We start from the raw sequence: 24,059 nt of genomic DNA, 5'->3' as shown, positions 1-24,059 counted from the left end.
AAAGCAACAATAAGCAATATATTAAACTGCTTTTATGGTTAAATTTTAGAATAAACAACCAAAATTTTCAATTAAACAATTTTTTCAACATCGCGTGATTTTTACACAAAAAAACCCTATGAACAGAATTCATAGGGCCAAAAAGCTATCTCTAATAGATAATTAGTTCACTTCGATTGGTGCAAAACTTTTAATTAAATCATCTAATTGTTTAATTTGCGCAAGGAAAGGCTCAAGCTTATCAAGTGGGAAAGCAGATGGACCATCACAACGTGCAGAATCTGGCGTTGGGTGTGCTTCCATAAATAAACCAGCAATACCTGTCGCGATACCTGAACGCGCAAGATCAATGGTTTGCTCACGACGACCACCTGACGCAGCGCCTAGAGGATCGCGACATTGAAGTGCGTGCGTTACATCAAAAATAATTGGACTACCTTTTGATGCTTTTTTCATTACATCAAAGCCTAACATATCAACCACAAGGTTATCATAACCATGCAATACGCCACGCTCACATAGAATCACATTGTGGTTATCGCACTCAGCAAACTTCTCGACAATGTTACCTACTTGGCCAGGACTCATAAACTGTGGTTTTTTCACATTGATCACGGCACCGGTTTTTGCCATTGCTTCAACAAGATCAGTCTGGCGAGCAAGAAAAGCAGGTAGCTGAATCACATCAACTACATCAGCAACAACTTGTGCTTGTTCTTTTTCATGAATATCAGTAATGATTTTCACACCAAAAGTGTCTTTTAGTTCTTGGAAGATTTTTAAACCTTCTTCTAAGCCAGGACCACGGTACGAATGTACAGATGAGCGGTTAGCTTTATCAAAAGACGCTTTAAATACGAAAGGAATACCCAATTTGTTGGTTACTTCTACGTAGTGCTCACAAATTTCCATCGCTAAATCACGCGACTCTAGCACATTCATACCACCAAAAAGGACGAATGGCTTATCGTTAGCAACATCAATATCACCAACACGAACAATTTTTTGTTGCATCATATTTATCTTCTCATCTAGTGCAAGGTAAGAGGCTCTTCATATAGAGCATCAACTTGAAGTTTAAGTAAATCAGCAGCAGGATCTTCAGGGCATTGCTCAATAAAATAAGAATAATCTACCGCAGCCGCATGAAGACAATCAAGTTGCTGGTAAATATAGCCCCGATCACGAATTTCGTGTGGATCGCCTGGATTTAATACGAGTGCTAAATCACTGCAACGTAACGCATCAGTAAATTGTTCTTCTCGTAATAACGCACTTTTCATTACCGTTAACCAGCGCGATAAAATAACGTTATTTTGTTGTTCATCAAGATACTCAGATTTAAATTCAGCAAAAGGACCACGATGACCAATCAACCAACTCCGTAAAATATGGGTGCTAACAAATTCACCATCAAAAGGATTGATGTATTGAATATCATCTTTCGACCACACAACTTTCAATAAAAATTGAGTTGGAAAACCAACGTTTTCAACAGGTAATTCTAGCTGCTTAGCCAGATACAACAAAATTGCCCCTAAACTAACTGGGATCCCTTTGCGTCGTTCTAATACTTTATCTAAAAATGCATTTTCTGATGAGAAATACTGCTGAAGATCGCCTTGAAATCCCCACTCACGATAAAACAGTCGTAATAACCCATCTAAACGTAAACGAGGGTTAACCTCCCCCATTAGCATTTGTTCAGCTTCTTGTGCTAACTGTGTCAAGCGCAGCTGTACCCATGTTGTTGGGAAATCAGCCTCGACTTCAGCCATGAAAGCAATCGCGCCATCAACCAACGGCATCTGATTAAGCTCTTGTTCATTAAATGGCATCATGATTTTACCTGCATTAGCCTAAGATAGGTGTTTTAGTGATCGCTAATTGTGCCGCTAGCACTAGCCAGCCAATTGCGCCTAAAAAGGCAAACGTCTTAAAGACTTTATTCTTTCCATGATGAAGAGTGAAATAACCTAATGCTATATAAGCAAGAACACAGGTTAATTTTTCTGTTAGCCAGCCATTACCAGCGGTAAAAGGCATAAAGCCAGTAATAAAAATTAATGCCACACCAGACGCTAACATGATCGTATCAATGATATGGGGAGTAATCTTAAAGAATTTTTTCTGTATCATTGATGAGTTTGCCATCACCATTATATAGCGTGCGACAAACAATAAGACACTTAACGCAATTGCAGTAAGGTGGATGTGTTTCATTGCCATATACATCATTGTTAATGATCTCCTTGCCAGCAACCCATCGTAACACGATCGAGCCCAGCATAATCCTGACATGTTGATACCTGCACATAGCCTAATTGCTCAAGAATCGTTCGAACGGCTGCGCCTTGTTCAAAACCATGTTCCATGAGTAACCAACCGTCAGGCAATAAATATTGGCGTCCATATTGGCTAATAATACGAATATCAGCGAGTCCGTTATCACTAGCGACTAACGCACTTTTAGGTTCAAAGCGTACATCACCTTCAATCAGATGTGGATCCGCTTCATCTATATAAGGCGGATTACTGACAATGACGGCAAATTGAGGCTGTTGTTCAAGTGGGGAATACCAACTACCGCATAAAAAACGGCTATTGGTAATATCTAATCTGTGGCTATTTTCAGTGGCTAATGCGACGGCTTCGGGGCGTAAATCAATTCCAGTAACGGCAATATCCGCTCGTTCAGATGCGATAGCTAAGGCTATGGCGCCTGTTCCGGTCCCTAAATCTAGTACCTGACATTGATGCGTTGGAATTTTCTCTAACGCGAGTTCAACCAATCTTTCAGTATCAGGACGGGGAATTAATGTCGACGGAGCCACTTTTAATGACAATGACCAAAACTCACGTTCGCCGACAATATAAGCAATCGGCTCACCCGCTATTCGACGGGCTAATAACGCTGAAAATATGTCAAATTGCGTATCATCAAGCTGCTTTTCAGGCCATGTTAACAAGTAACTACGTGGTTTATCGAGTACATGACATAACAAAACGGCACTGTCTAACTGCGGGCTATTAGAGCCCGCAGTCGTAAGTTGTGCACTGGTCTGTTGTAATAAACATTCAATGCTGCGTGGCATTAGTTTTGCTCAGCCATTGCAGCAAGCTGATCGGCTTGGTATTCAGTAAATACAGGTTGGATCAATGCGTCTAAGTCACCTTCCATCACTTCATTTAAACGGTAAAGTGTTAGCGTAATACGGTGATCAGAAACACGACCTTGTGGGTAGTTATAAGTACGAATACGGTCAGAACGATCACCTGAGCCTAACAAGTTACGACGCGTACTTGCTTCTGCTTCATGACGACGTTCCTCTTCCGCTTTAATAATACGCGCAGCAAGAACAGACATTGCTTTCGCTTTGTTCTTATGTTGTGAACGTTCATCTTGACACTCAACCACAATACCTGTTGGTAAGTGAGTAATACGAATTGCAGAATCGGTGGTGTTAACGTGCTGACCACCTGCGCCAGATGAGCGGAAAGTATCGATTCTTAAATCACCTGCATTAATATCAGGAATTTCAGCTTCTGGAATTTCAGGTAAAATTGCGATAGTACAAGCAGAGGTATGTACACGGCCTTGAGATTCAGTTGCTGGTACACGTTGTACACGGTGGCCGCCTGACTCAAATTTTAATACGCCATAAGCGCCATCGCCGTTTACTTTAGCAATCATCTCTTTGTAACCGCCTTGCTCTGAACGGTTTTCATTGATGATCTCCATACGCCAGCCGCGACGCTCAGCATATTTACTGTACATACGGAACAAGTCACCCGCGAAAATACCTGCTTCATCGCCACCAGCACCTGCGCGAATTTCAACGAAACAGTTACGATCATCATTAGGATCTTTAGGAATCAATAATAGTTGTAACTCATCCGCTAAACGTTCAATTTCAGCTTTCGCGTCTTTGATTTCTTCTAGTGCCATTTCGCGCATTTCAGCGTCATCTTCTTGCGCCATTTCTTCAGCGGCTTCAAGATCATCTTTCGCTTGTTGGTACGCTTGGAAACACTTGGTCACTTCTTCAAGCTGAGAATACTCTTTTGATAGTGCGCGGAATCGGTTTTGATCACTAAGAACACCGGGATCACCCAGTAAATGTTGAACTTCTTCGTAACGTTCAACCAGCGTTTCTAATTTAACTAAAATTGATTGCTTCATAATCTTCTAATTAGGGTGCGGAGTGAAGGCCTAGGCCATCAACTACTAATCGTTATAGGAATCCAGCCCAAGTGCTTCACGGATCACAACCAATTTGTCAGATTCACCATCTTTGGCGACCTGTTGCATGGCTTTCGTCGGGGCATGGATAAGCTTATTGGTTAATTTATTACTCAATTCTACCAAGGCTCTTTCAGGATCGGTGCCATTGGCGATTGCTTGTAAGCTGCGTTGTAACAGCTCATTTTTTATTGCTTCTGCGTATTGGCGATAATCACGAATACTATCCACCGCTTCCAGTGAACGTAGCCACTGTAAAAAGGCAATACTTTCTTCAGCTATTATCGCCTCAGCTTGAATCGCAGCCACTTTACGTTGCTCACGATTTTTCTCGACAATCGAATGCAGATCATCAACAGAATATAAATAGACGTCATTAAGATCGCCCACCTGTGATTCAATATCACGTGGTACGGCGATATCAACAAAGAGCATTGGCTGATTGCGACGTTGCTTCAACGCGACTTCGACCATGCCTTTACCGACAATGGGTAATGGGCTTGCCGTTGAGCTAATCACAATATCAGCACAATGAAGGTGATTGGGAATATCTTCTAAACCAATCACTTCAGCACCAAATTCTCGCGCTAGATTAGCAGCACGCTCACGGGTTCTATTGGCAACAATTAAACGGTTACAGCCTTGTTCAACTGCATGACGAGCAACCAACTCAATGGTCTCTCCTGCTCCGATGAGCAACATCGTCACACCTGATAAAGCTTCAAAAATTTGTCTAGCCAACGAACATGCAGCATAGGCGACAGACACCGCATTACCACCGATATCGGTTTCAGTGCGTACTCGCTTTGCGACAGTAAACGTTTTTTGAAACAATTTTTCTAAGGTACCAACCACAGTTCCATTGTCTTTTGATTCCGAATAAGACTGCTTCACCTGTCCTAGGATTTGCGGTTCGCCTAATACTAACGAATCTAAGCCACACGCCACACGCATTAAATGTCGCGCCGCAGCTTGTTGTTCATGAAAATACAGGCTTGGCATCAATTCTTCGGCTGTGATCTGATGAAATTTGGTCAACCAGTCAATAATCACACCCGGTCCTGACTGTGATAATTCACAGTAAACTTCGGTACGGTTGCATGTCGATACAATAACCGCACTTGATACCTCAGGATGGTTTTTAAGCTCCTGCAGTGCCAAAGACAGTTTTTCAGGAGAAAAAGCTACCTTCTCACGCAAATCAACAGAAGCTGTTTTGTGGTTGATTCCTAATGCAAGCAAGGTCATGGAAACAGTATACCCACTTTGGCAGTGAAAAAATCTAAGGTGCAGATTTTACTTGATGCCATGTCGTAATAAAAGGCAACAGACGTAATCAATCCATAATGACACCATTTTTATCGTTTTTTAGCCACCTTATTAGCTTCGTTAGGGGGTATAATTTGGTATTCGATTAAATTATCGCTATTGTTTTGACTCATTTTGATAGAGATCCCCTACGATGATATTGCGTAATCTTGTTAAAAATATTACTTTCACGTCGGTAACCCCGCCACTCAAAAATGTGGTTACAGCACATCAAAAAAAATGGCTTAGTGCATTTTTCGCTTTATCGCTATCACTGCTTGCAGGTTGTGCCCAGCAACCGACAGTAACGCATAAAGCCGATTGGCCCCTCCATCAAGCCCAATTAAAACAACTCACCAATTATCATGCTCAAGGTGTCTTTGGTTATATTAGCCCACAACAACGGGTGACGCTGTCCTTTAATTGGCAAAACCAACCTGATGATTATCAACTTATTTTAACCAAAATGTATAAAACGATCCTTAAGTTGGATGCTCGTCCTAATGCGGTGACGCTGACCGATCCTGATGGTAAAACCTACCATGGAACCAATGCAGCACAACTCGTACAACAGCTCACAGGCATTAGCTTACCACTCCAACAAATGCAAGATTGGCTAATCGGTTTACCCACAGGAGCCGATCATTACCTACTCAATAAAAATGACCAAGTCGCCTTTTTAACCAAAAAAATAGCGGGTCGAACTTGGGAGATGCATTACAGTACTTATGACAATACTCAAGTACCCTCACTGCCAACACTAATGACCTTAAAGCAAGGAAATTTAACCATAAAAATAAAAGTCTCCCAATGGAAAACAGCGTAATAACCTTGGTTTATTCATATTTTAAATTTACGTAATAATGAGTTATTTTCATGAACCACAACGCCAAATTTGATATTGCCACTCAGTGGCCAGCACCTGCAAAACTTAACCTTTTTCTTTATATTACAGGTCAGCGAGACAACGGTTATCATGACTTGCAAACATTATTTCAGTTTGTTGATTATGGCGACACATTAACCATAACAGCCCGTCAAGATAGTGAAATAACCCTAACACCCACCATTACAGGTGTTGCCACCGAAGATAATTTAATTTATCGCGCAGCCATTGCTTTGCGCCAAGCCGCGCAAGTAAATTTTGGAGCAGAGATTCACATTGATAAAATTTTGCCTATGGGTGGCGGTTTAGGTGGTGGTTCATCCAATGCCGCAACAACCTTAGTCGCATTGAATTTTTTATGGCAAACACACCTCTCCGTTGATGAACTTGCCGCTATCGGCTTAAAACTAGGGGCTGATGTGCCTGTTTTTGTTCGAGGTCATAGTGCATTCGCAGAAGGAATTGGTGAAAAATTACAACCTGCATTACCACAAGAAAAATGGTACCTCATCGCTAAACCCGATATTAGCATCGCAACTGCTGAAATTTTCAACCATCCGCAACTACCACGTAATACAAAAAAACGCAGCTTAGATGCCCTGTTACGTGGGGTTTACGAAAACGATTGCGAAAAAATTGTAAGAAGTCTTAATCCCGAGGTTGATCAGGCGCTTTCATGGCTGTTAGAATATGCACCGTCAAGATTAACTGGTACTGGCGCTTGTGTGTTTGCTGAATGTGACTCCGAGCAAAATGCCAATGATATTTTGAATAATTTACCTGACTGGCTCCAGGGATTTGTCGCAAAAGGTGTTAACGTATCTCCTTTGATGACAACGCTAGCCACATATTCTATGGATTGTCAGTAATTACAACTTGGACGCAACCTGAGGTTTACACCGTGCCTGATATGAAGCTGTTTGCTGGTAACGCTACACCAGAACTAGCCCAACGCATCGCTGATCGTCTTTATATTTCATTAGGAGACGCAACGGTTGACCGTTTCTCCGATGGTGAAGTATGTGTGCAAATTAATGAAAACGTGCGTGGTAGCGACGTATTCATTATTCAATCAACTTGTGCACCAACTAACGACAACCTAATGGAACTGGTTGTTATGATCGATGCATTACGTCGTGCTTCTGCAGGTCGTATTACTGCTGTGATTCCATACTTCGGTTATGCGCGTCAAGATCGTCGTGTACGTTCTGCTCGTGTACCAATCACTGCCAAAGTTGTTGCTGACTTCCTTTCTAATGTAGGTGTTGACCGCGTACTAACGGTTGATCTACACGCTGAACAAATCCAAGGTTTCTTCGACGTTCCTGTCGATAACGTATTTGGTAGCCCTGTGCTGCTAGAAGATATGTTAGCGAAAGACCTACAAGATCCAGTGGTTGTTTCTCCTGATATCGGTGGTGTTGTACGTGCGCGCGCGATTGCAAAACTATTAGATGATACTGATATTGCTATCATCGATAAGCGTCGTCCACGTGCTAACGTTTCTCAAGTTATGCACCTAATCGGTGATGTTGAAGGTCGCGATTGTATTATCGTTGACGACATGATCGATACTGGCGGTACATTATGTAAAGCGGCTGAAGCACTAAAAGAACGCGGTGCTAAACGTGTATTTGCATACGCGACCCACCCTGTATTCTCGGGTAGTGCGCTACAAAACATCACTGAATCTGTCATTGATGAAATCATTGTGACTGACTCAATTCCACTAACAAAAGAAATTGCTGCAACAGGTAAAGTATCAGTACTTACGCTGTCAGGCATGCTAGCTGAAGCGATTCGTCGTATCAGCAACGAAGAATCAATTTCTGCGATGTTTGAGCACTAATCACGTTCGATTAGAATGAGATTTATCTCAGCTAAATTCTTAGCTAAATAAAAACCAACGCCTCGCTTTTGCGGGGCGTTTTATTTTTTATTGACTGCTGAAAAACCCGATCACCGCAGAGTCGTATCAATTTCACTTGATTTAGTATAATATAGCGCGCGTTTTGAACCCGACTATTGCTCGGTTTAGCCATTACAGTGGTCATCACAAAACGCTATCACTACTGCTATATGACAAGAGAGACAAGCGTGAGTAATAATATTCGGTTACTTGTCGGCCTGGCAAACCCTGGCCAAGAGTATGCACAAACCCGCCATAATGCTGGTGCATGGGTCGTTGAAGAACTAGCTCGAGTCCATAACGTTACCCTACGTCAAGATCCAAAATATTTTGGTCTAACAGGCAGGATCATAACTAATGGTCAAGATCTTCGCTTGTTGATCCCAACCACATTCATGAATTTATCGGGTAAGTCTGTTGCTGCGCTTGCTAATTTTTTCCAAATTAAACCGGAAGAAATTTTAGTGGCGCATGATGAACTTGACTTACCTCCTGGTGTTGCCAAGTTTAAAAAAGGCGGTGGTCACGGTGGTCATAATGGCCTACGTGATATCATTAGCAAAATGGGCAATAACAAAGATTTCTATCGTCTAAGGATTGCCATTGGCCACCCTGGCGATAAAAATAAAGTCGCTGGTTATGTGCTAGGAAAGGCACCGGCCAAAGATCAAGAACTTATTAATGCAGCTGTTGACGAATCAGTGCGCTGTATTGATGTGCTTCTAAAAGACGGCCTCAGTAAGGCACAAAATCGTCTTCATTCATTCAAGGCAGAATAGCACACTGGTAACAGTACTGTTTTGTCGTTATAGACTCACCATTGAGTACTATAGTTGAGTTGTTACAGAATAATCACCAAAAGGGTTACAAGCCATGGGTTTTAAATGCGGTATCGTAGGTCTACCAAACGTTGGTAAGTCAACACTGTTCAATGCCTTAACAAAAGCAGGCATCGAGGCAGCTAACTTCCCATTCTGTACTATCGAGCCAAACACAGGTGTTGTACCTGTGCCAGATCCTCGCATGGATGCATTAGCAGTATTCGTTAAACCAGAACGTATTCTGCCAACCACAATGGAATTTGTAGACATCGCAGGCCTTGTTGCTGGCGCATCTAAAGGTGAAGGTCTTGGTAACAAGTTCTTAGCTAACATTCGTGAAACTGATGCTATTGGTCACGTTGTTCGTTGTTTTGAAAATGAGAACATCGTTCACGTTGCTGGCCGTATTGACCCTCTTGAAGATATCGATATCATCAACCTTGAATTAGCAATGGCTGACCTTGATACCTGTGAGCGCGCTATTTTCCGTGTCGCTAAGCGAGCTAAAGGCGGTGATAACGATGCTAAAACTGAGATCAAAGTACTAGAAAAAATGCTGCCAATATTAACTGACGGCGAAATGCTACGTTCAATGGAACTAAGCAAAGAAGAAAAAGCAGCAATAGATTACCTGCACTTCTTAACGCTAAAGCCAACCATGTACATTGCTAATGTTAATGATGACGGTTTTGAAAATAACCCATTCCTAGACAAAGTTATTGAGCGTGCTGCAACAGAAAACGCGATTGTTGTGCCTATCTGTGCGGCAATGGAATCTGAAATCGCAGAACTTGACGATGAAGATCGTGAAGAGTTCTTGGCTGACATGGGTATCGAAGAACCTGGTCTTAACCGTGTTATTCGTTCTGGTTATGAACTACTATCACTACAAACCTACTTCACGGCTGGTGTTAAAGAAGTGCGTGCTTGGACTATCCCTGTTGGCGCTACTGCACCAAAAGCTGCGGGTGTTATCCACACAGACTTTGAAAAAGGTTTTATTCGTGCTGAAGTTATCGGCTACGATGATTACATCGAATGCGGCGGCGAATCAGCAGCAAAAGATGCGGGTAAATGGCGTCTAGAAGGTAAAGATTACATCGTTAAAGATGGTGATGTAGTACATTTCCGCTTCAATGTATAATCGTTTCTATTCAATTATTATTGATATAACGATGAATTGATGAATAAGCCAGCATTATGCTGGCTTATTTTTTATCACCTCAAGCCTAAAAATAAATCAGCGCTAGGTCACAATTTTAATTATTGTTAGCTGACAATTCATATATCAGTTTGTGATTCGCCCAGTTCGCCCAAATAACCGACGAACAAACGAATTTTCGCTGTTTTTCAAAAAAAACTATTGACGGTTTTAGCTGGTATGAGCATAATGCGCCCCGTTCCCAACGAAGCGGCTCACTAAGAGCAGTGGCTGTTGGAAGCAAAATGGCTACGTAGCTCAGTTGGTTAGAGCACATCACTCATAATGATGGGGTCACAGGTTCGAATCCCGTCGTAGCCACCATTTCAATTTTATTATAAGATTGAAAGTCAATGCTTGTTCATTGATAAAATGCGGAAGTGGCGGAATTGGTAGACGCACTAGATTTAGGTTCTAGCGCCGTAAGGTGTGAGAGTTCAAGTCTCTCCTTCCGCACCATTCTCTCAATAGAGTTGAGAGATAGCTTGAAAAAGCACACTGTAGGTCTATCGCCAAGCGGTAAGGCAACGGCTTTTGATGCCGTCATACCCTGGTTCGAATCCAGGTAGACCTGCCACTCTTTAAGAGTATTGATTTATTTCAGTATTCTATGTTGGCTACGTAGCTCAGTTGGTTAGAGCACATCACTCATAATGATGGGGTCACAGGTTCGAATCCCGTCGTAGCCACCATTTATTCTTCAACTAAGTATTTACCTATACTTAATTGAAAAATACAATCAGAGACAACAGTTATTTATAACTGACAATATGCGGAAGTGGCGGAATTGGTAGACGCACTAGATTTAGGTTCTAGCGCCGCAAGGTGTGAGAGTTCAAGTCTCTCCTTCCGCACCATTCTCTCTGATTTAAAAGTCTTGTTACTACCCAACAAGCAACGCTTATGTATTTAAGCACTGTAGGTCTATCGCCAAGCGGTAAGGCAACGGCTTTTGATGCCGTCATACCCTGGTTCGAATCCAGGTAGACCTGCCATATTTAGATTAATTGTTGCGACAGTTAATCATTGCGGAAGTGGCGGAATTGGTAGACGCACTAGATTTAGGTTCTAGCGCCGTAAGGTGTGAGAGTTCAAGTCTCTCCTTCCGCACCATTATTCTTCATCTTAACTACGGTTAATGTGAAAAATACGATCAGAGATACAACAGTTATTCGTAACTGACAATATGCGGAAGTGGCGGAATTGGTAGACGCACTAGATTTAGGTTCTAGCGCCGCAAGGTGTGAGAGTTCAAGTCTCTCCTTCCGCACCATTCTCTCTGATTTAAAAAGTCTTGTTACTACTCAACAAGCAACGCTTATGTATTTAAGCACTGTAGGTCTATCGCCAAGCGGTAAGGCAACGGCTTTTGATGCCGTCATACCCTGGTTCGAATCCAGGTAGACCTGCCATTATTTAAAAGTATTGATTGGCTATATTTGTTATAAATTATAGTTGTTCAGTATTTTAAATCGGCTACGTAGCTCAGTTGGTTAGAGCACATCACTCATAATGATGGGGTCACAGGTTCGAATCCCGTCGTAGCCACCATTTCAATTTTATTATAAGATTGAAAATCAATGCTTGTTCATTGATAAAATGCGGAAGTGGCGGAATTGGTAGACGCACTAGATTTAGGTTCTAGCGCCGTAAGGTGTGAGAGTTCAAGTCTCTCCTTCCGCACCATTCTCTCAATAGAGTTGAGAGATAGCTTGAAAAAGCACACTGTAGGTCTATCGCCAAGCGGTAAGGCAACGGCTTTTGATGCCGTCATACCCTGGTTCGAATCCAGGTAGACCTGCCACTCTTTAAGAGTATTGATTTATTTCAGTATTCTATGCTGGCTACGTAGCTCAGTTGGTTAGAGCACATCACTCATAATGATGGGGTCACAGGTTCGAATCCCGTTGTAGCCACCATTTATTCTTCAACTAAGTATTTACCTATACTTAATTGAAAAATACAATCAGAGACAACAGTTATTTATAACTGACAATATGCGGAAGTGGCGGAATTGGTAGACGCACTAGATTTAGGTTCTAGCGCCGCAAGGTGTGAGAGTTCAAGTCTCTCCTTCCGCACCATTCTCTCTGATTTAAAAGTCTTGTTACTACCCAACAAGCAAAGCTTATGTATTTAAGCACTGTAGGTCTATCGCCAAGCGGTAAGGCAACGGCTTTTGATGCCGTCATACCCTGGTTCGAATCCAGGTAGACCTGCCATATTTAGATTAATTGTTGCGACAGTTAATCATTGCGGAAGTGGCGGAATTGGTAGACGCACTAGATTTAGGTTCTAGCGCCGTAAGGTGTGAGAGTTCAAGTCTCTCCTTCCGCACCATTATTCTTCATCTTAACTACGGTTAATGTGAAAAATACGATCAGAGATACAACAGTTATTTATAACTGACAATATGCGGAAGTGGCGGAATTGGTAGACGCACTAGATTTAGGTTCTAGCGCCGCAAGGTGTGAGAGTTCAAGTCTCTCCTTCCGCACCATTCTCTCTGATTTAAAAAGTCTTGTTACTACCCAACAAGCAACGCTTATGTATTTAAGCACTGTAGGTCTATCGCCAAGCGGTAAGGCAACGGCTTTTGATGCCGTCATTCCCTGGTTCGAATCCAGGTAGACCTGCCATATTTAGATTAATTGTTGCGACAGTTAATCATTGCGGAAGTGGCGGAATTGGTAGACGCACTAGATTTAGGTTCTAGCGCCGTAAGGTGTGAGAGTTCAAGTCTCTCCTTCCGCACCATTATTCTTCATCTTAACTACGGTTAATGTGAAAAATACGATCAGAGATACAACAGTTATTCGTAACTGACAATATGCGGAAGTGGCGGAATTGGTAGACGCACTAGATTTAGGTTCTAGCGCCGCAAGGTGTGAGAGTTCAAGTCTCTCCTTCCGCACCATTCTCTCTAGTTTGTGAAAGTCTTATGAAAATAAGCACTGTAGGTCTATCGCCAAGCGGTAAGGCAACGGCTTTTGATGCCGTCATACCCTGGTTCGAATCCAGGTAGACCTGCCATATTTAGATTAATTGTTGCGACAGTTAATCATTGCGGAAGTGGCGGAATTGGTAGACGCACTAGATTTAGGTTCTAGCGCCGTAAGGTGTGAGAGTTCAAGTCTCTCCTTCCGCACCATTATTCTTTAAATCGACTTTTTACCAATTACTGATTTAAACAATACACTAGAGAAATACGGTTATTTATAACTGACAATATGCGGAAGTGGCGGAATTGGTAGACGCACTAGATTTAGGTTCTAGCGCCGCAAGGTGTGAGAGTTCAAGTCTCTCCTTCCGCACCATTCTCTCTAGTTTGTGAAAGTCTTATGAAAATAAGCACTGTAGGTCTATCGCCAAGCGGTAAGGCAACGGCTTTTGATGCCGTCATACCCTGGTTCGAATCCAGGTAGACCTGCCATATTTAGATTAATTGTTGCGACAGTTAATCATTGCGGAAGTGGCGGAATTGGTAGACGCACTAGATTTAGGTTCTAGCGCCGTAAGGTGTGAGAGTTCAAGTCTCTCCTTCCGCACCATTATTCTTTAAATCGACTTTTTACCAATTACTGATTTAAACAATACACTAGAGAAATACGGTTATTTATAACTGACAATATGCGGAAGTGGCGGAATTGGTAGACGCACTAGATTTAGGTTCTAGCGCCGCAAGGTGTGAGAGTTCAAGTCTCTCCTTCCGCACCATTCTCTCTAGTTTGTGAAAGTCTTATGAAAATAAGCACTGTAGGTCTATCGCCAAGCGGTAAGGCAACGGCTTTTGATGCCGTCATACCCTGGTTCGAATCCAGGTAGACCTGCCACTCTTTAAGAGTATTGATTCATTTCAGTATTCTATGTTGGCTACGTAGCTCAGTTGGTTAGAGCACATCACTCATAATGATGGGGTCACAGGTTCGAATCCCGTCGTAGCCACCATTTATTTTCTGATGACAGTTAAGAATAAAAATTTGCGGAAGTGGCGGAATTGGTAGACGCACTAGATTTAGGTTCTAGCGCCGTAAGGTGTGAGAGTTCAAGTCTCTCCTTCCGCACCATATTAGAGACCTACTCTTTGAGTAGGTTTTCTTTTATCTGCAATATAGTGATCATCTCTATTGATGACGACGGCAAATAAAAGAATAAATAAAAAGCCGAGTAATTAATTTTACTCGGCTTTTTGTTTTTATTTTCGTTACAAAAGACATTCAATACTATCGTTATATCCCCATTGCATACTTCAATACGTGTTTTTTTATCACACCAGTATGATCAGCAGCCCGTAATCCAACATTACGCAGTAACTTTAATGGCCCAATATTATTACTAAACGTGCTGTAGAAAAAATCCATTCCAGTTTGCATAATCAAATTATCAGGCCGACGACAACGTTCATAATTAGCCAGAACGTGAGGTTGTTGCCACTCACCACCAGCTTGGCTGATTTTATCGATTAAACAAGCAACATCTTTAAAGCCCAAATTAACCCCTTGCCCAGCTAATGGATTAATGGTGTGGGCTGCATCACCTAATAACACCACATTGGGTTTATAGTATGTTTGTGCATGACGACGAGTTAAGGGAAAGCTACCATGATTAAGCACGGTAAACTCGCCTAATTCACTCGGGAACGTTGCCATGATCTCTGCCTGTAATTGCGCGGCAGGCATTGCTGATAATTGACGAATTCGAGCAGGAGAGTCATACCAAACAAGTGATCCTTGATGGCCTGGCAAAGGTAAAAATGACCGCGGCCCCGCGGGGGTGAACTGCTGCCAAGTAATATCCTGTTGTGGCAAAGCCGTCGTGATATTAATTAGCATACAATGTTGACGATAATCCCATGCGGTAATACCAATATTTACTTGCTGGCGTACTTGAGAGTTAGCGCCATCAGCACCAATCAGTAAACCACAATTAAGCAGTGAGCCATCGTCTAATTCAATCTGATAACCATCATCAATCGCAGTTGCTGCCACCATGGTTGCTGGACACAATAAAGTAATATTGTCGTATTGTTCAAACTGTTGCCATAGCGCTAATTGAAGTACACGGTTTTCAACAATATAACCCAATTGCTGCAGATGCATCTCATCGGCATTAAACCGCGTGCGACACTCAGAATGTTCCCACGTTTCAAGACGCTTAAAGGGACATAAACGCATCGCCATTACAGATTGCCATGCGCCTAATTGTTCTAATAGGGCAACTGAACGTGGAGAAATAGCCGAAACACGTAAATCCATCGCTTGGGCTAACATAAAGGGCTGTGGTGCATAGCCTTCAATTACAGCCACATCTAGCCCTTGTTGCGCTAAACCAATCGCGGTAGCAGCCCCCACCATACCGCCGCCGGCAACAATGACATCATATTGTTCCATATCTTTACCTACCTATTATGCCCAAGCTTATTATTTGGTTATAATCTTTCAAACCATTGTGTTAGATGATTGTATAAGAAAATACGGTTATTGGGATACTACCATAATGTATTCATCGCTAATCGCCCATTAGCGACTCCCTCTCATCGCTGACAGGAATCCAACCACCATGCTGGCAGGCTTTAAACGTTTTACTATTAAACTTATTTTAAGCGCGTTAATTGTGCCTATTGTGCTAATCATTATTTTTAAATTTATCAACCCACCGTTTTGGGGCTGGGAAATTAGCCGTACTCTATTCCCACCACAAGGTTATCCAAAGCAAACACATCATCAATGGGTTAATTTGGATAAGATTTCAAAAAATATGCAATTAGCAGTGATAGCCTCAGAAGATCAAACCTTTCCAGAACATCATGGTATCGATCTTAGTGCCACTTTATCTGTACTTGAACACAGTGGTAAAAACGGCCCTAGCCGAGGAGCCAGTACCATTACTCAACAAACCGCTAAGAATGTGTTTTTATTTCCCAGCCATTCTTTCATTCGTAAAGGCATCGAATTGTATTTTGCATTATGGATGGAGGTTATTTGGGGCAAAGATCGTATTTTAGAAACCTACTTAAACGTCATTGAATTTGGTCCAGGGATCTATGGTGTTCAAGCGGCTAGTGAGCATTTTTTCCATATTCCAGCGAGTCGACTTAGCGCTCAGCAAGCAGCACAACTAGCCGCAGTATTACCTAATCCGTATAAAATAAAAGCCAGTCCAATGAGTAATTATGTCTATCAACGAACATTATGGATCCGTAAACAAATGCGTCAACTAGGTATGGTTACGCTAAATAAGGTCTATGATGAACAATCACTTTTTAAATCTTTTAATCTCTATCGCTAGTCAATTCCAAAAGACCACACTTTTTTCAGGGTGGTGATGATCTAGTCAGACCGAGTTTAAAGCAGTACAATACGCGGCTTGCTACAGGGCATTACCTTTTACATACGGTAATGCGGCCTGTCAGCCCGTAATCTGAATGTAATGAATCAACACTACGAGCGAAGAGAGATGGCGAAGAAACTGCTGATTAAAACCTGGGGCTGCCAGATGAACGAATACGATTCATCAAAAATGGCCGATCTTCTTAATGCTGCTAATGGCTTCGAGTTAACAGAAATCCCAGAAGAAGCAGATGTTCTGCTACTTAATACCTGTTCGATCCGTGAAAAAGCACAAGAAAAAGTTTTCCACCAGCTAGGCCGTTGGAAAAAACTAAAAGATAAAAAACCTGATCTAGTGATCGGCGTTGGTGGCTGTGTAGCGACTCAAGAAGGCGATTCTATTCGCAAACGCGCACCTTACGTTGATGTTATCTTTGGTCCACAAACCCTACACCGTTTGCCAGAGATGATTAAACGTTCTCAATCAAATGAAAAAACCGTGATGGACATTTCATTCCCTGAGATTGAAAAGTTCGATAGTTTGCCTGAGCCTCGTGCAGACGGCGCAACAGCATTTGTGTCTATCATGGAAGGCTGTTCTAAATACTGTACGTATTGTGTAGTGCCTTACACCCGTGGCGAAGAAGTTAGCCGTCCAATTGATGACGTGTTATTTGAAATTGCTCAACTGGCAGATCAAGGTGTACGTGAAGTTAACCTACTTGGCCAAAACGTGAATGCATTCCGTGGTCCAACACATGATGGTGAACTTGCCAGCTTTGCTGAACTTCTACGTTTAGTAGCGGCGATTGACGGTATTGACCGTGTACGTTACACAACCAGTCACCCGATTGAATTTACTGACGACATTATTGACGTTTATAAAGATACCCCTGAGCTGGTTAACTACTTACACCTACCAGTACAAAGTGGTTCAGATCGTATTCTAACAATGATGAAGCGTCCTCATACGGTACTTGAATATAAGTCAAAAATTCGTAAGTTACGTAAAGTACGCCCAGATATCACCATGAGCTCAGACTTTATTGTCGCGTTCCCAGGTGAATCTGATCAAGATTTCGAAGATACCATGAAACTGATTCGTGATATCGATTTTGATATTAGTTACAGCTTTATCTTCTCACCTCGCCCTGGTACGCCAGCAGCAGATTACCCATGTGATCTGACTGAAGAAGTGAAGAAAGAGCGTCTGTACGCCCTACAGCAACAACTAAATAGTCAAGCTATGCGCCATGCTCGTCAAATGCTTGGCACAGAGCAACGTATTTTAGTTGAAGGTCCATCGCGTAAAAATGTGATGGAACTACGCGGTCGTACTGAAAACAACCGTATTGTAAACTTTGAAGGCTCTGCTGAGTTAATTGGTCAATTTGTTGATGTAAAAATCATCGATGTATTTACTAACTCATTACGTGGCGAACTTGTTCGTACTGAAGCAGAAATGGATCTTCGCGTTGCAATGTCACCAGCAGCAATGATGGCAAAAACGCGCCGTGAAGATGATTTAGGTGTAGGCGTATATACTCCAGAATAACTGTCGTTCACTGCCGTCAAATCACGCGCAGTAATCACTATTATTCAAAGTAAGTCGCATGCCCTGAAAATATGGTCGCCTACATTTAGGCGACCTCAATGAGAGGCAAACCTTGAGCAAGATAATTACTGTAGAATTTGATCTGGAACCAGCTGATAATCAGCGTCTTTCCAGCCTTTGTGGTCCTTTCGACGACAACATCAAACAACTAGAACGTCGTTTAGGTGTTGAAATCAATCATCGCAGCAACCACTTTAGCGTCGTGGGTCAACCACACACTGCTGATATTGCCACCAATATCATTAAAGATTTATACGTTGATACGGCTCCCGTACATAACAACATTCCAGATATTGAACCCGACCATATTCATCTGGCGATCAAAGCTTCTGGCGTCCTAGAACAAACCGTAGAAACAAGTATTCCTTTTGGTAAAGAAGTCCATATAAAAACCAAAAAAGGGATCATAAAACCACGTACACCCAACCAAGCCCAATACATTGCCAATATCGTAACCCATGATATTACCTTTGGTGTTGGCCCTGCGGGTACTGGTAAGACCTACCTTGCTGTTGCCGCCGCCGTTGATGCGCTTGAGCGCCAAGAAGTGCGCCGTATTCTGCTAACTCGTCCCGCGGTTGAGGCTGGTGAAAAGTTAGGCTTCCTACCAGGTGATTTAAGCCAGAAAGTCGACCCATACCTACGCCCACTTTATGATGCTTTATTTGAAATGCTCGGTTTTGAACGGGTAGAAAAACTGATTGAGCGTAATGTGATTGAAGTCGCACCATTGGCTTATATGCGTGGTCGAACACTGAACGATGCCTTTATTATTTTAGATGAAAGCCAAAATACTACTGTTGAACAAATGAAAATGTTCTTAACTCGTATTGGCTTTAATTCTCGCGCCGTGATCACCGGCGATGTCACTCAAATCGATTTACCGCGTGGCGCACGTTCAGGTTTACGTCATGCGGTTGAAGTATTATCGAATGTTGAAGATATTAGCTTTAACTTTTTCTTAGCCAATGACGTTGTGCGCCACCCTGTTGTAGCTCGCATTGTTCAAGCTTATGAAGTTTGGGAAAGTGAAGATCAAAAACAACGTAAACAAGCAGAACAACGTCGTCGTACAGAACAAGACGCCAAAGACGCCGCCTTATTCGCCGTTGCGACTGCCGCTAAAATTGAATCACAAAAGAGTAACTAATGGCGATTTATCTTGATCTACAACTTGCAACAGCAGACGAAACTGGATTACCGACTGAAGCTGAATTTCAACAATGGCTAAATGCCGCAGTCACCCCATTTCAGGCCGATGCTGAAGTTACTATTCGATTAGTTGACGAGCAAGAAAGTCATGCACTCAACCTTGAGTACCGTGGCAAAGATCGACCAACAAACGTACTTTCATTTCCATTTGAAGCGCCACCTGAAATCGAAATGAATTTACTTGGCGATTTAATTATTTGTCGTCAAGTTGTCGAAGCGGAAGCCATTGAGCAACAAAAACCGCTTAATGCACATTGGGCACATATGGTTGTACACGGCAGTCTGCATCTGCTAGGTTATGATCATATCGAAGATGATGAAGCAGAAGAAATGGAAGCATTAGAGACTGAAATAATGCAAAACATGGATTTTGTCGACCCTTACATTTCTGAAAAGTAGTAACATACCAACGAATATTCCGCGGCTTACTAAACCAAGCCGCATTTCCGTGGCAATGTCCACTTAGTTGATAAAGTAAATAATGAACGAAGATAACTCTCCAACAACTGAAGGTCCGAGTAGAAAATCCTTCTTTGAACGTATTGGCCAATTTTTCCAAGGCGAACCACAAAACCGTGAAGAATTAGTTGAAGTATTCCGTGATTCGGAAGAAAACGATTTGATAGACCATGACACTCGAGACATGCTTGAAGGTGTAATGGAAATTGCTGAAATGCGTGTACGTGACATTATGATCCCACGTTCACAAATGACAACTATCGAGCGTTCTCAGAAGCTAGAAGATCTTATTGATTTAATTGTTGAAGCTCAGCACTCTCGCTACCCTGTTATCAGTGATGATAAAGACCATGTTGAAGGCATTCTATTAGCCAAAGACTTACTGCGTTATTTATTGCCTGATAGTGAACCTTTTGATATCGACAAAGTATTACGTCCTGCCGTTGTAGTGCCAGAAAGTAAGCGCGTTGATCGACTATTAAAAGAATTCCGCGAAGAGCGTTACCACATGGCAATTGTGGTTGATGAGTTTGGTGGTGTATCTGGTGTTATCACTATTGAAGACATTCTTGAGCAAATTGTTGGCGAAATCGAAGATGAATTCGACGACGAAGAAGAGCAAGAAGTTCGTCAATTAAGTAAGCATACTTACGCGGTCAAAGCCCTAACAACCATTGAAGATTTCAATGAACTGTTCCATACCTCATTTTGTGACGAAGAAGTCGATACTGTCGGCGGCTTAGTTATGATGAGTTTTGGTCACCTGCCATCACGCGGTGAAGTTGTTGAAGTTAATGGTTATTCTTTTAAAGTGACCTCGTCTGATAACCGCCGTGTTATCCAGTTACAAGTAACTGTACCGGACGAAGCATTTCAACCTACCATTACTCCGTAAATGATGACAAAAAAAACACTCATCTCATTGGGACAGTTGCTTGCAGCTGTCCCTGCGGGTGCGATTGCAACCTTGTCTTTTGCTCCTTATGACTACGCATTTATCGCCCCATTAACACTGATTCTGTTTTTCCTTTTATTACAGAAACAATCTCCTAAACGTTCAGCACTGATTGGCTTTTTTTATGGTCTAGGCATGTTTGGTACCGGTATCAGCTGGGTACATGTCAGCATTGATACCTTTGGTGGTATGCCTAAAATTGCCAGCATGCTCTTAATGTTTTTATTAATTAGCTATTTAGCGTTATATCCAGCGTTATTTGGCTATTTATTTAATCGCTTTAACCGCCAACGTCCTTTGCACCAATTACTGCTATCTGGCCCTGTTATTTGGTTGGTACTTGACTGGATCCGTGGTTGGCTCTTTACTGGCTTTCCTTGGCTATGGATGGGATACAGCCAGCTTAATACGCCATTGGCACACTTCGCACCCATTTTTGGTGTCGAAGGGATCACCCTCGCATTAGTGCTCATCTCGGGATCGATTACTGCGACCCTCTACTACCGTAACTGGCGTCCATTCATGGTTGCGGTGTTAGTGGTAATATTAGCCGTATTAGCGGGTATTCCGCAGTGGGTAAAACCCGATCCTAAGCACAGTGTCAGCGTTGCTTTAATTCAAGGTAATATTTCACAAGAAGAAAAGTGGTTACCTAGTCATCGCTGGCCAACCTTGATGAAATACATGGATCTCACCCGTGATAATTGGGGTTCAGATTTAATTATATGGCCAGAAGCTGCTATTCCAGCGCTTGAAGAAGATATTCCGACCTTCTTGCAGAATCTTGATGCTGCAGCACGTGCCAATAACAGCACGGTGATTACAGGTATTTTAGATCAAAAAGCCGATGGTGAGTTTTTCAATAATATATTGACACTGGGTGTCGATGCAGATGGGCCGTATAACTACAATACAGCCACGCGTTATACTAAGCATCATCTGTTACCTTTTGGTGAATTTGTACCGTTTGCGAGCATTCTACGTCCATTAGCACCGTTCTTTAACCTACCGATGTCATCATTTAGTCGTGGCGCTTATATTCAACCAAATATTCAAGCGCATGGTTATTCAATTGCACCGGCTTTGTGTTATGAGATTGCGTTTGGTGAGCAAATTCGTGAAAACATCACCAAAAAAACCGAGTTACTGCTCACGCTTTCTAATGATGCTTGGTTTGGGCGCTCAATCGGGCCCTTCCAACATATGGAAATAGCCCAAATGCGGGCGCTTGAGTTTGGTAAGCCGTTATTACGTGGCACAAATACTGGTATTACTGCCGTGGTTGACCATAATGGTCACATCACCAAAGAATTACCACAATTTGTAACAGGTGTTTTAAAAGATAAAGTGATCCCAACCATTGGAATGACACCGTATACCACTTTAGGCAGCTGGCCATTATACGGTTACTGTTTATGGGCGTTAGCGTTATCTTGGCTACTTGTTCGACGTAAACGCGGACATTTCCGTGACTTACCTCCAACGGAAACAGAATAAACTATAAGGTGAAGCTAATAACTTCACCTTTTTTTTTACGGTTAGTTTATTGTACTTTCATTGGCTAATAACAACCGCAATTCCGCAGACATTAACCACCCGCGGCGAGATAAGGAACGATAGATGAAAACGACACATAAAATTTTTACAACTTTGTGTTCATTATTAATGTTGATAATCTCAACACAAGCACTTGCTCAAGAACAACAAAATGACACCAAAGACGCATTAGCTCTTTTTTACAAATCCCCACAAACACAACCTTTTTTCCATTCTGCTTATGGGTATGCCGTGTTTCCATCGGTAGGTAAAGGGGGCTTTTGGATTGGTGGTGCTTATGGTTCTGGCGTAGTATTTAAAGCCAATCAAGCAATGGGATTTGCTAAGCTTTATCAAGTGTCTATCGGACTCCAATTTGGTGGCCAAGCCTTTAGTGAAATTTTATTCTTCCAAGATAAACGCGCTTACGATCGTTTTATTGATGGTGGATTAGAATTAGATGCTCAAGCGTCAGCGGTTGCCTTAACAGAAGGTGCCTCAGCTAAAATAGGTACCGCAGGTGCAGGAATGAATGCCGGTAGTGACTACATGACCCAAAGCTACATTAATGGTGTTGCTATCTTCACCCGCGCTAAAGGTGGCGCGATGATTGAAGCATCATTAGCAGGTCAAAAGTTCACTTACGAGCCAATGACAGCCGCAACTCGCCAAATCAAAGGCTACAATGATGTTCTGCCAACATTTAACAAGGAATATAAGCAGTCACCTACTGTGCCTCAACCACAACGATCACAACCGATGCAAAAGCCAGCCGATACGATTAAACCGGCAAACTCTGCTGTTGTCGTTGATATCATTGAAAAACCAGACTATTAATTAAATAGCTAGGTCTTGAGCAATAAAAAACGCAGCCCTATATGGCTGCGTTTTAGTTCATTTTAAAATAACGTTTCGAGTTAGTTATGGATTTAAAGGCAAACGCGTGAAATGCTTGCAGCCACACTTCACACATGGTGCAATGCGCGTTACATGAGTGATCATTTCTGTATGGCCACATTGTTCACACACAAGATTACCCAAACCAACAAGCTCACCCGCCTGATAAACACCTTTATGCTGAATATCATCCATCACTTCAATCCACTCTAATTGTGTTTTATCTGTGATCTCTGCTAAATTTTTCCAAATACTTTCACTGACTAACTTATAAAATGGACTTTCACTGAAAGGCTCTGAGCTATTTTTCACTTCTTCCGTAAAAGTTTTTAGATCGCTTTTGACATAAGCTTCAACTAATGACAATTCATCTTTAGTCATATCGCTGGCCGCTTTACCATAAAGCTCGGTCGTTTTAAGATCACTTTTGATGTACGCTTCGATCAATGCAAGCTCATCTTTGGTCATATCACTGGCAGCTTTACCGTAAAGCTCAGTTATTCTAAAAAACTTCTTTAGCTCTTCTGGACTATGCTTAAGCGCTTCAGTTACTTTTTCTAATACCGCTTCATAATGCTTTTGTTGCTGAGTCATGGGATTAATCCTCCGCCAATGTGCGAAATAATTACGTAATTACGGCCAAATGTAAGATTAAGGTCGCCGAATCGCTATCAGCTATTGTTGACAC

20 protein-coding genes and 29 tRNA genes are annotated in these 24,059 nt (G+C 42.1%); 41 read left to right on the top strand and 8 right to left on the bottom strand.

Translation table 11 applies throughout. The annotated features are described in order from the left end of the window. Positions 1-162: 162 nt before the first annotated feature. Genes kdsA through hemA form a run of 6 tightly spaced genes read right to left on the bottom strand, consistent with a single transcriptional unit; the run spans position 163 to position 5,491 of the window. Positions 163-1,017 carry a 3-deoxy-8-phosphooctulonate synthase gene (kdsA, locus tag ACJZU6_RS05385; RefSeq protein WP_199190808.1) on the bottom strand — a complete coding sequence of 285 codons (855 nt, stop codon included), beginning with the start codon at positions 1,015-1,017 and terminating at the stop codon, positions 163-165. A gap of 14 nt (positions 1,018-1,031) precedes the next feature. After that, the gene (locus ACJZU6_RS05380; RefSeq protein WP_162841605.1) at positions 1,032-1,841 is read right to left on the bottom strand and encodes a SirB1 family protein; all 810 of its coding nucleotides are present in this window, start codon (positions 1,839-1,841) and stop codon (positions 1,032-1,034) included. A 13-nt stretch (positions 1,842-1,854) separates the two neighbouring features. Continuing rightward, the gene (locus ACJZU6_RS05375; RefSeq protein ID WP_080158172.1) at positions 1,855-2,235 is read right to left on the bottom strand and encodes a SirB2 family protein; all 381 of its coding nucleotides are present in this window, start codon (positions 2,233-2,235) and stop codon (positions 1,855-1,857) included. 5 nt (positions 2,236-2,240) lie between these two features. After that, a complete protein-coding gene (gene prmC / locus ACJZU6_RS05370; RefSeq protein WP_408900739.1) occupies positions 2,241-3,095 on the bottom strand; it encodes a peptide chain release factor N(5)-glutamine methyltransferase in 855 nt (284 codons plus the stop codon). Then, on the bottom strand, positions 3,095-4,183 hold the full coding sequence (gene prfA / locus ACJZU6_RS05365) for a peptide chain release factor 1 (protein ID WP_080158103.1): 1,089 nt from the start codon (positions 4,181-4,183) through the stop codon (positions 3,095-3,097). The genes prmC and prfA overlap by 1 nt, the downstream gene beginning before the upstream one ends. 45 nt (positions 4,184-4,228) lie before the next feature. Continuing rightward, complete coding sequence (gene hemA / locus ACJZU6_RS05360; protein WP_080158104.1) at positions 4,229-5,491, bottom strand: glutamyl-tRNA reductase; 1,263 nt, start codon at positions 5,489-5,491, stop codon at positions 4,229-4,231. 214 nt (positions 5,492-5,705) lie between these two features. Here hemA and lolB point away from each other — a divergent pair, with 214 nt between their 5' ends. From lolB to ACJZU6_RS05190, 34 genes are all read left to right on the top strand, one after another. Beyond that, entirely contained in the window at positions 5,706-6,377 is a 672-nt protein-coding gene (gene lolB, locus ACJZU6_RS05355) for a lipoprotein insertase outer membrane protein LolB (protein ID WP_408900738.1), read from the top strand. Positions 6,378-6,427: 50 nt separating this feature from the next. Continuing rightward, positions 6,428-7,306 carry a 4-(cytidine 5'-diphospho)-2-C-methyl-D-erythritol kinase gene (ispE, locus tag ACJZU6_RS05350; RefSeq protein WP_080158106.1) on the top strand — a complete coding sequence of 293 codons (879 nt, stop codon included), beginning with the start codon at positions 6,428-6,430 and terminating at the stop codon, positions 7,304-7,306. A 32-nt stretch (positions 7,307-7,338) separates the two neighbouring features. After that, on the top strand, positions 7,339-8,286 hold the full coding sequence (locus tag ACJZU6_RS05345; RefSeq protein WP_036793517.1) for a ribose-phosphate pyrophosphokinase: 948 nt from the start codon (positions 7,339-7,341) through the stop codon (positions 8,284-8,286). Positions 8,287-8,534: 248 nt separating this feature from the next. Further along, entirely contained in the window at positions 8,535-9,125 is a 591-nt protein-coding gene (gene pth / locus ACJZU6_RS05340) for an aminoacyl-tRNA hydrolase (protein WP_408900737.1), read from the top strand. A gap of 94 nt (positions 9,126-9,219) precedes the next feature. Further along, on the top strand, positions 9,220-10,311 hold the full coding sequence (gene ychF, locus ACJZU6_RS05335) for a redox-regulated ATPase YchF (protein WP_408900736.1): 1,092 nt from the start codon (positions 9,220-9,222) through the stop codon (positions 10,309-10,311). Positions 10,312-10,615: 304 nt separating this feature from the next. Next, positions 10,616-10,692, top strand: a tRNA-Met gene (locus ACJZU6_RS05330). Positions 10,693-10,742: 50 nt separating this feature from the next. After that, a tRNA-Leu gene (locus ACJZU6_RS05325) sits at positions 10,743-10,827 on the top strand. A 43-nt stretch (positions 10,828-10,870) separates the two neighbouring features. Further along, positions 10,871-10,945, top strand: a tRNA-Gln gene (locus tag ACJZU6_RS05320). A gap of 38 nt (positions 10,946-10,983) precedes the next feature. Continuing rightward, positions 10,984-11,060, top strand: a tRNA-Met gene (locus ACJZU6_RS05315). An 80-nt stretch (positions 11,061-11,140) separates the two neighbouring features. Beyond that, positions 11,141-11,225: transfer RNA gene (locus ACJZU6_RS05310), tRNA-Leu, on the top strand. Between the two features lie 63 nt (positions 11,226-11,288). Further along, a tRNA-Gln gene (locus ACJZU6_RS05305) sits at positions 11,289-11,363 on the top strand. Positions 11,364-11,396: 33 nt separating this feature from the next. Next, positions 11,397-11,481: transfer RNA gene (locus ACJZU6_RS05300), tRNA-Leu, on the top strand. A gap of 75 nt (positions 11,482-11,556) precedes the next feature. After that, positions 11,557-11,641: transfer RNA gene (locus ACJZU6_RS05295), tRNA-Leu, on the top strand. A gap of 64 nt (positions 11,642-11,705) precedes the next feature. Further along, a tRNA-Gln gene (locus tag ACJZU6_RS05290) sits at positions 11,706-11,780 on the top strand. A 62-nt stretch (positions 11,781-11,842) separates the two neighbouring features. After that, a tRNA-Met gene (locus ACJZU6_RS05285) sits at positions 11,843-11,919 on the top strand. 50 nt (positions 11,920-11,969) lie between these two features. Next, a tRNA-Leu gene (locus tag ACJZU6_RS05280) sits at positions 11,970-12,054 on the top strand. Positions 12,055-12,097: 43 nt separating this feature from the next. Then, positions 12,098-12,172: transfer RNA gene (locus ACJZU6_RS05275), tRNA-Gln, on the top strand. 38 nt (positions 12,173-12,210) lie between these two features. Further along, positions 12,211-12,287 (top strand) — tRNA-Met (locus ACJZU6_RS05270). 80 nt (positions 12,288-12,367) lie between these two features. After that, positions 12,368-12,452, top strand: a tRNA-Leu gene (locus tag ACJZU6_RS05265). A gap of 63 nt (positions 12,453-12,515) precedes the next feature. Beyond that, a tRNA-Gln gene (locus ACJZU6_RS05260) sits at positions 12,516-12,590 on the top strand. Between the two features lie 33 nt (positions 12,591-12,623). After that, positions 12,624-12,708: transfer RNA gene (locus tag ACJZU6_RS05255), tRNA-Leu, on the top strand. A gap of 75 nt (positions 12,709-12,783) precedes the next feature. Beyond that, positions 12,784-12,868, top strand: a tRNA-Leu gene (locus tag ACJZU6_RS05250). Between the two features lie 64 nt (positions 12,869-12,932). After that, positions 12,933-13,007 (top strand) — tRNA-Gln (locus tag ACJZU6_RS05245). A gap of 33 nt (positions 13,008-13,040) precedes the next feature. Continuing rightward, positions 13,041-13,125: transfer RNA gene (locus ACJZU6_RS05240), tRNA-Leu, on the top strand. A gap of 75 nt (positions 13,126-13,200) precedes the next feature. Beyond that, a tRNA-Leu gene (locus ACJZU6_RS05235) sits at positions 13,201-13,285 on the top strand. A 41-nt stretch (positions 13,286-13,326) separates the two neighbouring features. Further along, positions 13,327-13,401, top strand: a tRNA-Gln gene (locus ACJZU6_RS05230). Positions 13,402-13,434: 33 nt separating this feature from the next. Further along, positions 13,435-13,519, top strand: a tRNA-Leu gene (locus ACJZU6_RS05225). 81 nt (positions 13,520-13,600) lie between these two features. Continuing rightward, positions 13,601-13,685, top strand: a tRNA-Leu gene (locus ACJZU6_RS05220). Positions 13,686-13,726: 41 nt separating this feature from the next. Beyond that, a tRNA-Gln gene (locus ACJZU6_RS05215) sits at positions 13,727-13,801 on the top strand. A 33-nt stretch (positions 13,802-13,834) separates the two neighbouring features. Beyond that, positions 13,835-13,919: transfer RNA gene (locus tag ACJZU6_RS05210), tRNA-Leu, on the top strand. Positions 13,920-14,000: 81 nt separating this feature from the next. Further along, a tRNA-Leu gene (locus ACJZU6_RS05205) sits at positions 14,001-14,085 on the top strand. Positions 14,086-14,126: 41 nt separating this feature from the next. Continuing rightward, positions 14,127-14,201: transfer RNA gene (locus ACJZU6_RS05200), tRNA-Gln, on the top strand. A gap of 38 nt (positions 14,202-14,239) precedes the next feature. Beyond that, positions 14,240-14,316, top strand: a tRNA-Met gene (locus ACJZU6_RS05195). A gap of 34 nt (positions 14,317-14,350) precedes the next feature. Next, a tRNA-Leu gene (locus ACJZU6_RS05190) sits at positions 14,351-14,435 on the top strand. 162 nt (positions 14,436-14,597) lie between these two features. On the opposite strand, the gene ACJZU6_RS05185 is transcribed toward ACJZU6_RS05190, so the two are convergent. After that, complete coding sequence (locus ACJZU6_RS05185) at positions 14,598-15,758, bottom strand: 2-octaprenyl-3-methyl-6-methoxy-1,4-benzoquinol hydroxylase (RefSeq protein WP_107277088.1); 1,161 nt, start codon at positions 15,756-15,758, stop codon at positions 14,598-14,600. A 169-nt stretch (positions 15,759-15,927) separates the two neighbouring features. Here ACJZU6_RS05185 and mtgA point away from each other — a divergent pair, with 169 nt between their 5' ends. The 7 genes from mtgA to ACJZU6_RS05150 all read left to right on the top strand — a co-directional run bounded on the left by mtgA (position 15,928) and on the right by ACJZU6_RS05150 (position 23,311). Then, the gene (mtgA, locus tag ACJZU6_RS05180) at positions 15,928-16,656 is read left to right on the top strand and encodes a monofunctional biosynthetic peptidoglycan transglycosylase (RefSeq protein WP_080158110.1); all 729 of its coding nucleotides are present in this window, start codon (positions 15,928-15,930) and stop codon (positions 16,654-16,656) included. 168 nt (positions 16,657-16,824) lie between these two features. Continuing rightward, positions 16,825-18,252, top strand: a complete 1,428-nt coding sequence (gene miaB, locus ACJZU6_RS05175) for a tRNA (N6-isopentenyl adenosine(37)-C2)-methylthiotransferase MiaB (RefSeq protein WP_080158111.1) — start codon at positions 16,825-16,827, stop codon at positions 18,250-18,252. A gap of 112 nt (positions 18,253-18,364) precedes the next feature. Further along, a complete protein-coding gene (locus ACJZU6_RS05170) occupies positions 18,365-19,462 on the top strand; it encodes a PhoH family protein (protein WP_080158112.1) in 1,098 nt (365 codons plus the stop codon). Next, a complete protein-coding gene (ybeY, locus tag ACJZU6_RS05165) occupies positions 19,462-19,923 on the top strand; it encodes an rRNA maturation RNase YbeY (RefSeq protein ID WP_327780213.1) in 462 nt (153 codons plus the stop codon). The genes ACJZU6_RS05170 and ybeY overlap by 1 nt, the downstream gene beginning before the upstream one ends. 82 nt (positions 19,924-20,005) lie before the next feature. Further along, positions 20,006-20,878 carry a CNNM family magnesium/cobalt transport protein CorC gene (gene corC, locus ACJZU6_RS05160; RefSeq protein WP_080158114.1) on the top strand — a complete coding sequence of 291 codons (873 nt, stop codon included), beginning with the start codon at positions 20,006-20,008 and terminating at the stop codon, positions 20,876-20,878. Between the two features lie 3 nt (positions 20,879-20,881). Beyond that, positions 20,882-22,435, top strand: coding sequence for an apolipoprotein N-acyltransferase (gene lnt, locus ACJZU6_RS05155; RefSeq protein WP_408900920.1), 1,554 nt, complete (start codon positions 20,882-20,884; stop codon positions 22,433-22,435). A gap of 123 nt (positions 22,436-22,558) precedes the next feature. Further along, positions 22,559-23,311, top strand: coding sequence for a lipid-binding SYLF domain-containing protein (locus tag ACJZU6_RS05150; RefSeq protein ID WP_080158115.1), 753 nt, complete (start codon positions 22,559-22,561; stop codon positions 23,309-23,311). An 84-nt stretch (positions 23,312-23,395) separates the two neighbouring features. Here ACJZU6_RS05150 and ACJZU6_RS05145 read toward each other — a convergent pair whose 3' ends face one another. Continuing rightward, on the bottom strand, positions 23,396-23,965 hold the full coding sequence (locus ACJZU6_RS05145) for a zinc ribbon-containing protein (protein WP_107277086.1): 570 nt from the start codon (positions 23,963-23,965) through the stop codon (positions 23,396-23,398). Positions 23,966-24,059 lie beyond the last annotated feature (94 nt).

This window comes from Photobacterium piscicola, from assembly GCF_046058925.1.
Classification (GTDB): domain Bacteria; phylum Pseudomonadota; class Gammaproteobacteria; order Enterobacterales; family Vibrionaceae; genus Photobacterium; species Photobacterium piscicola.
The sequence above is the reverse complement of the archived record's forward strand: the minus strand, read 5'-3'. Positions and strand labels throughout refer to the sequence as shown.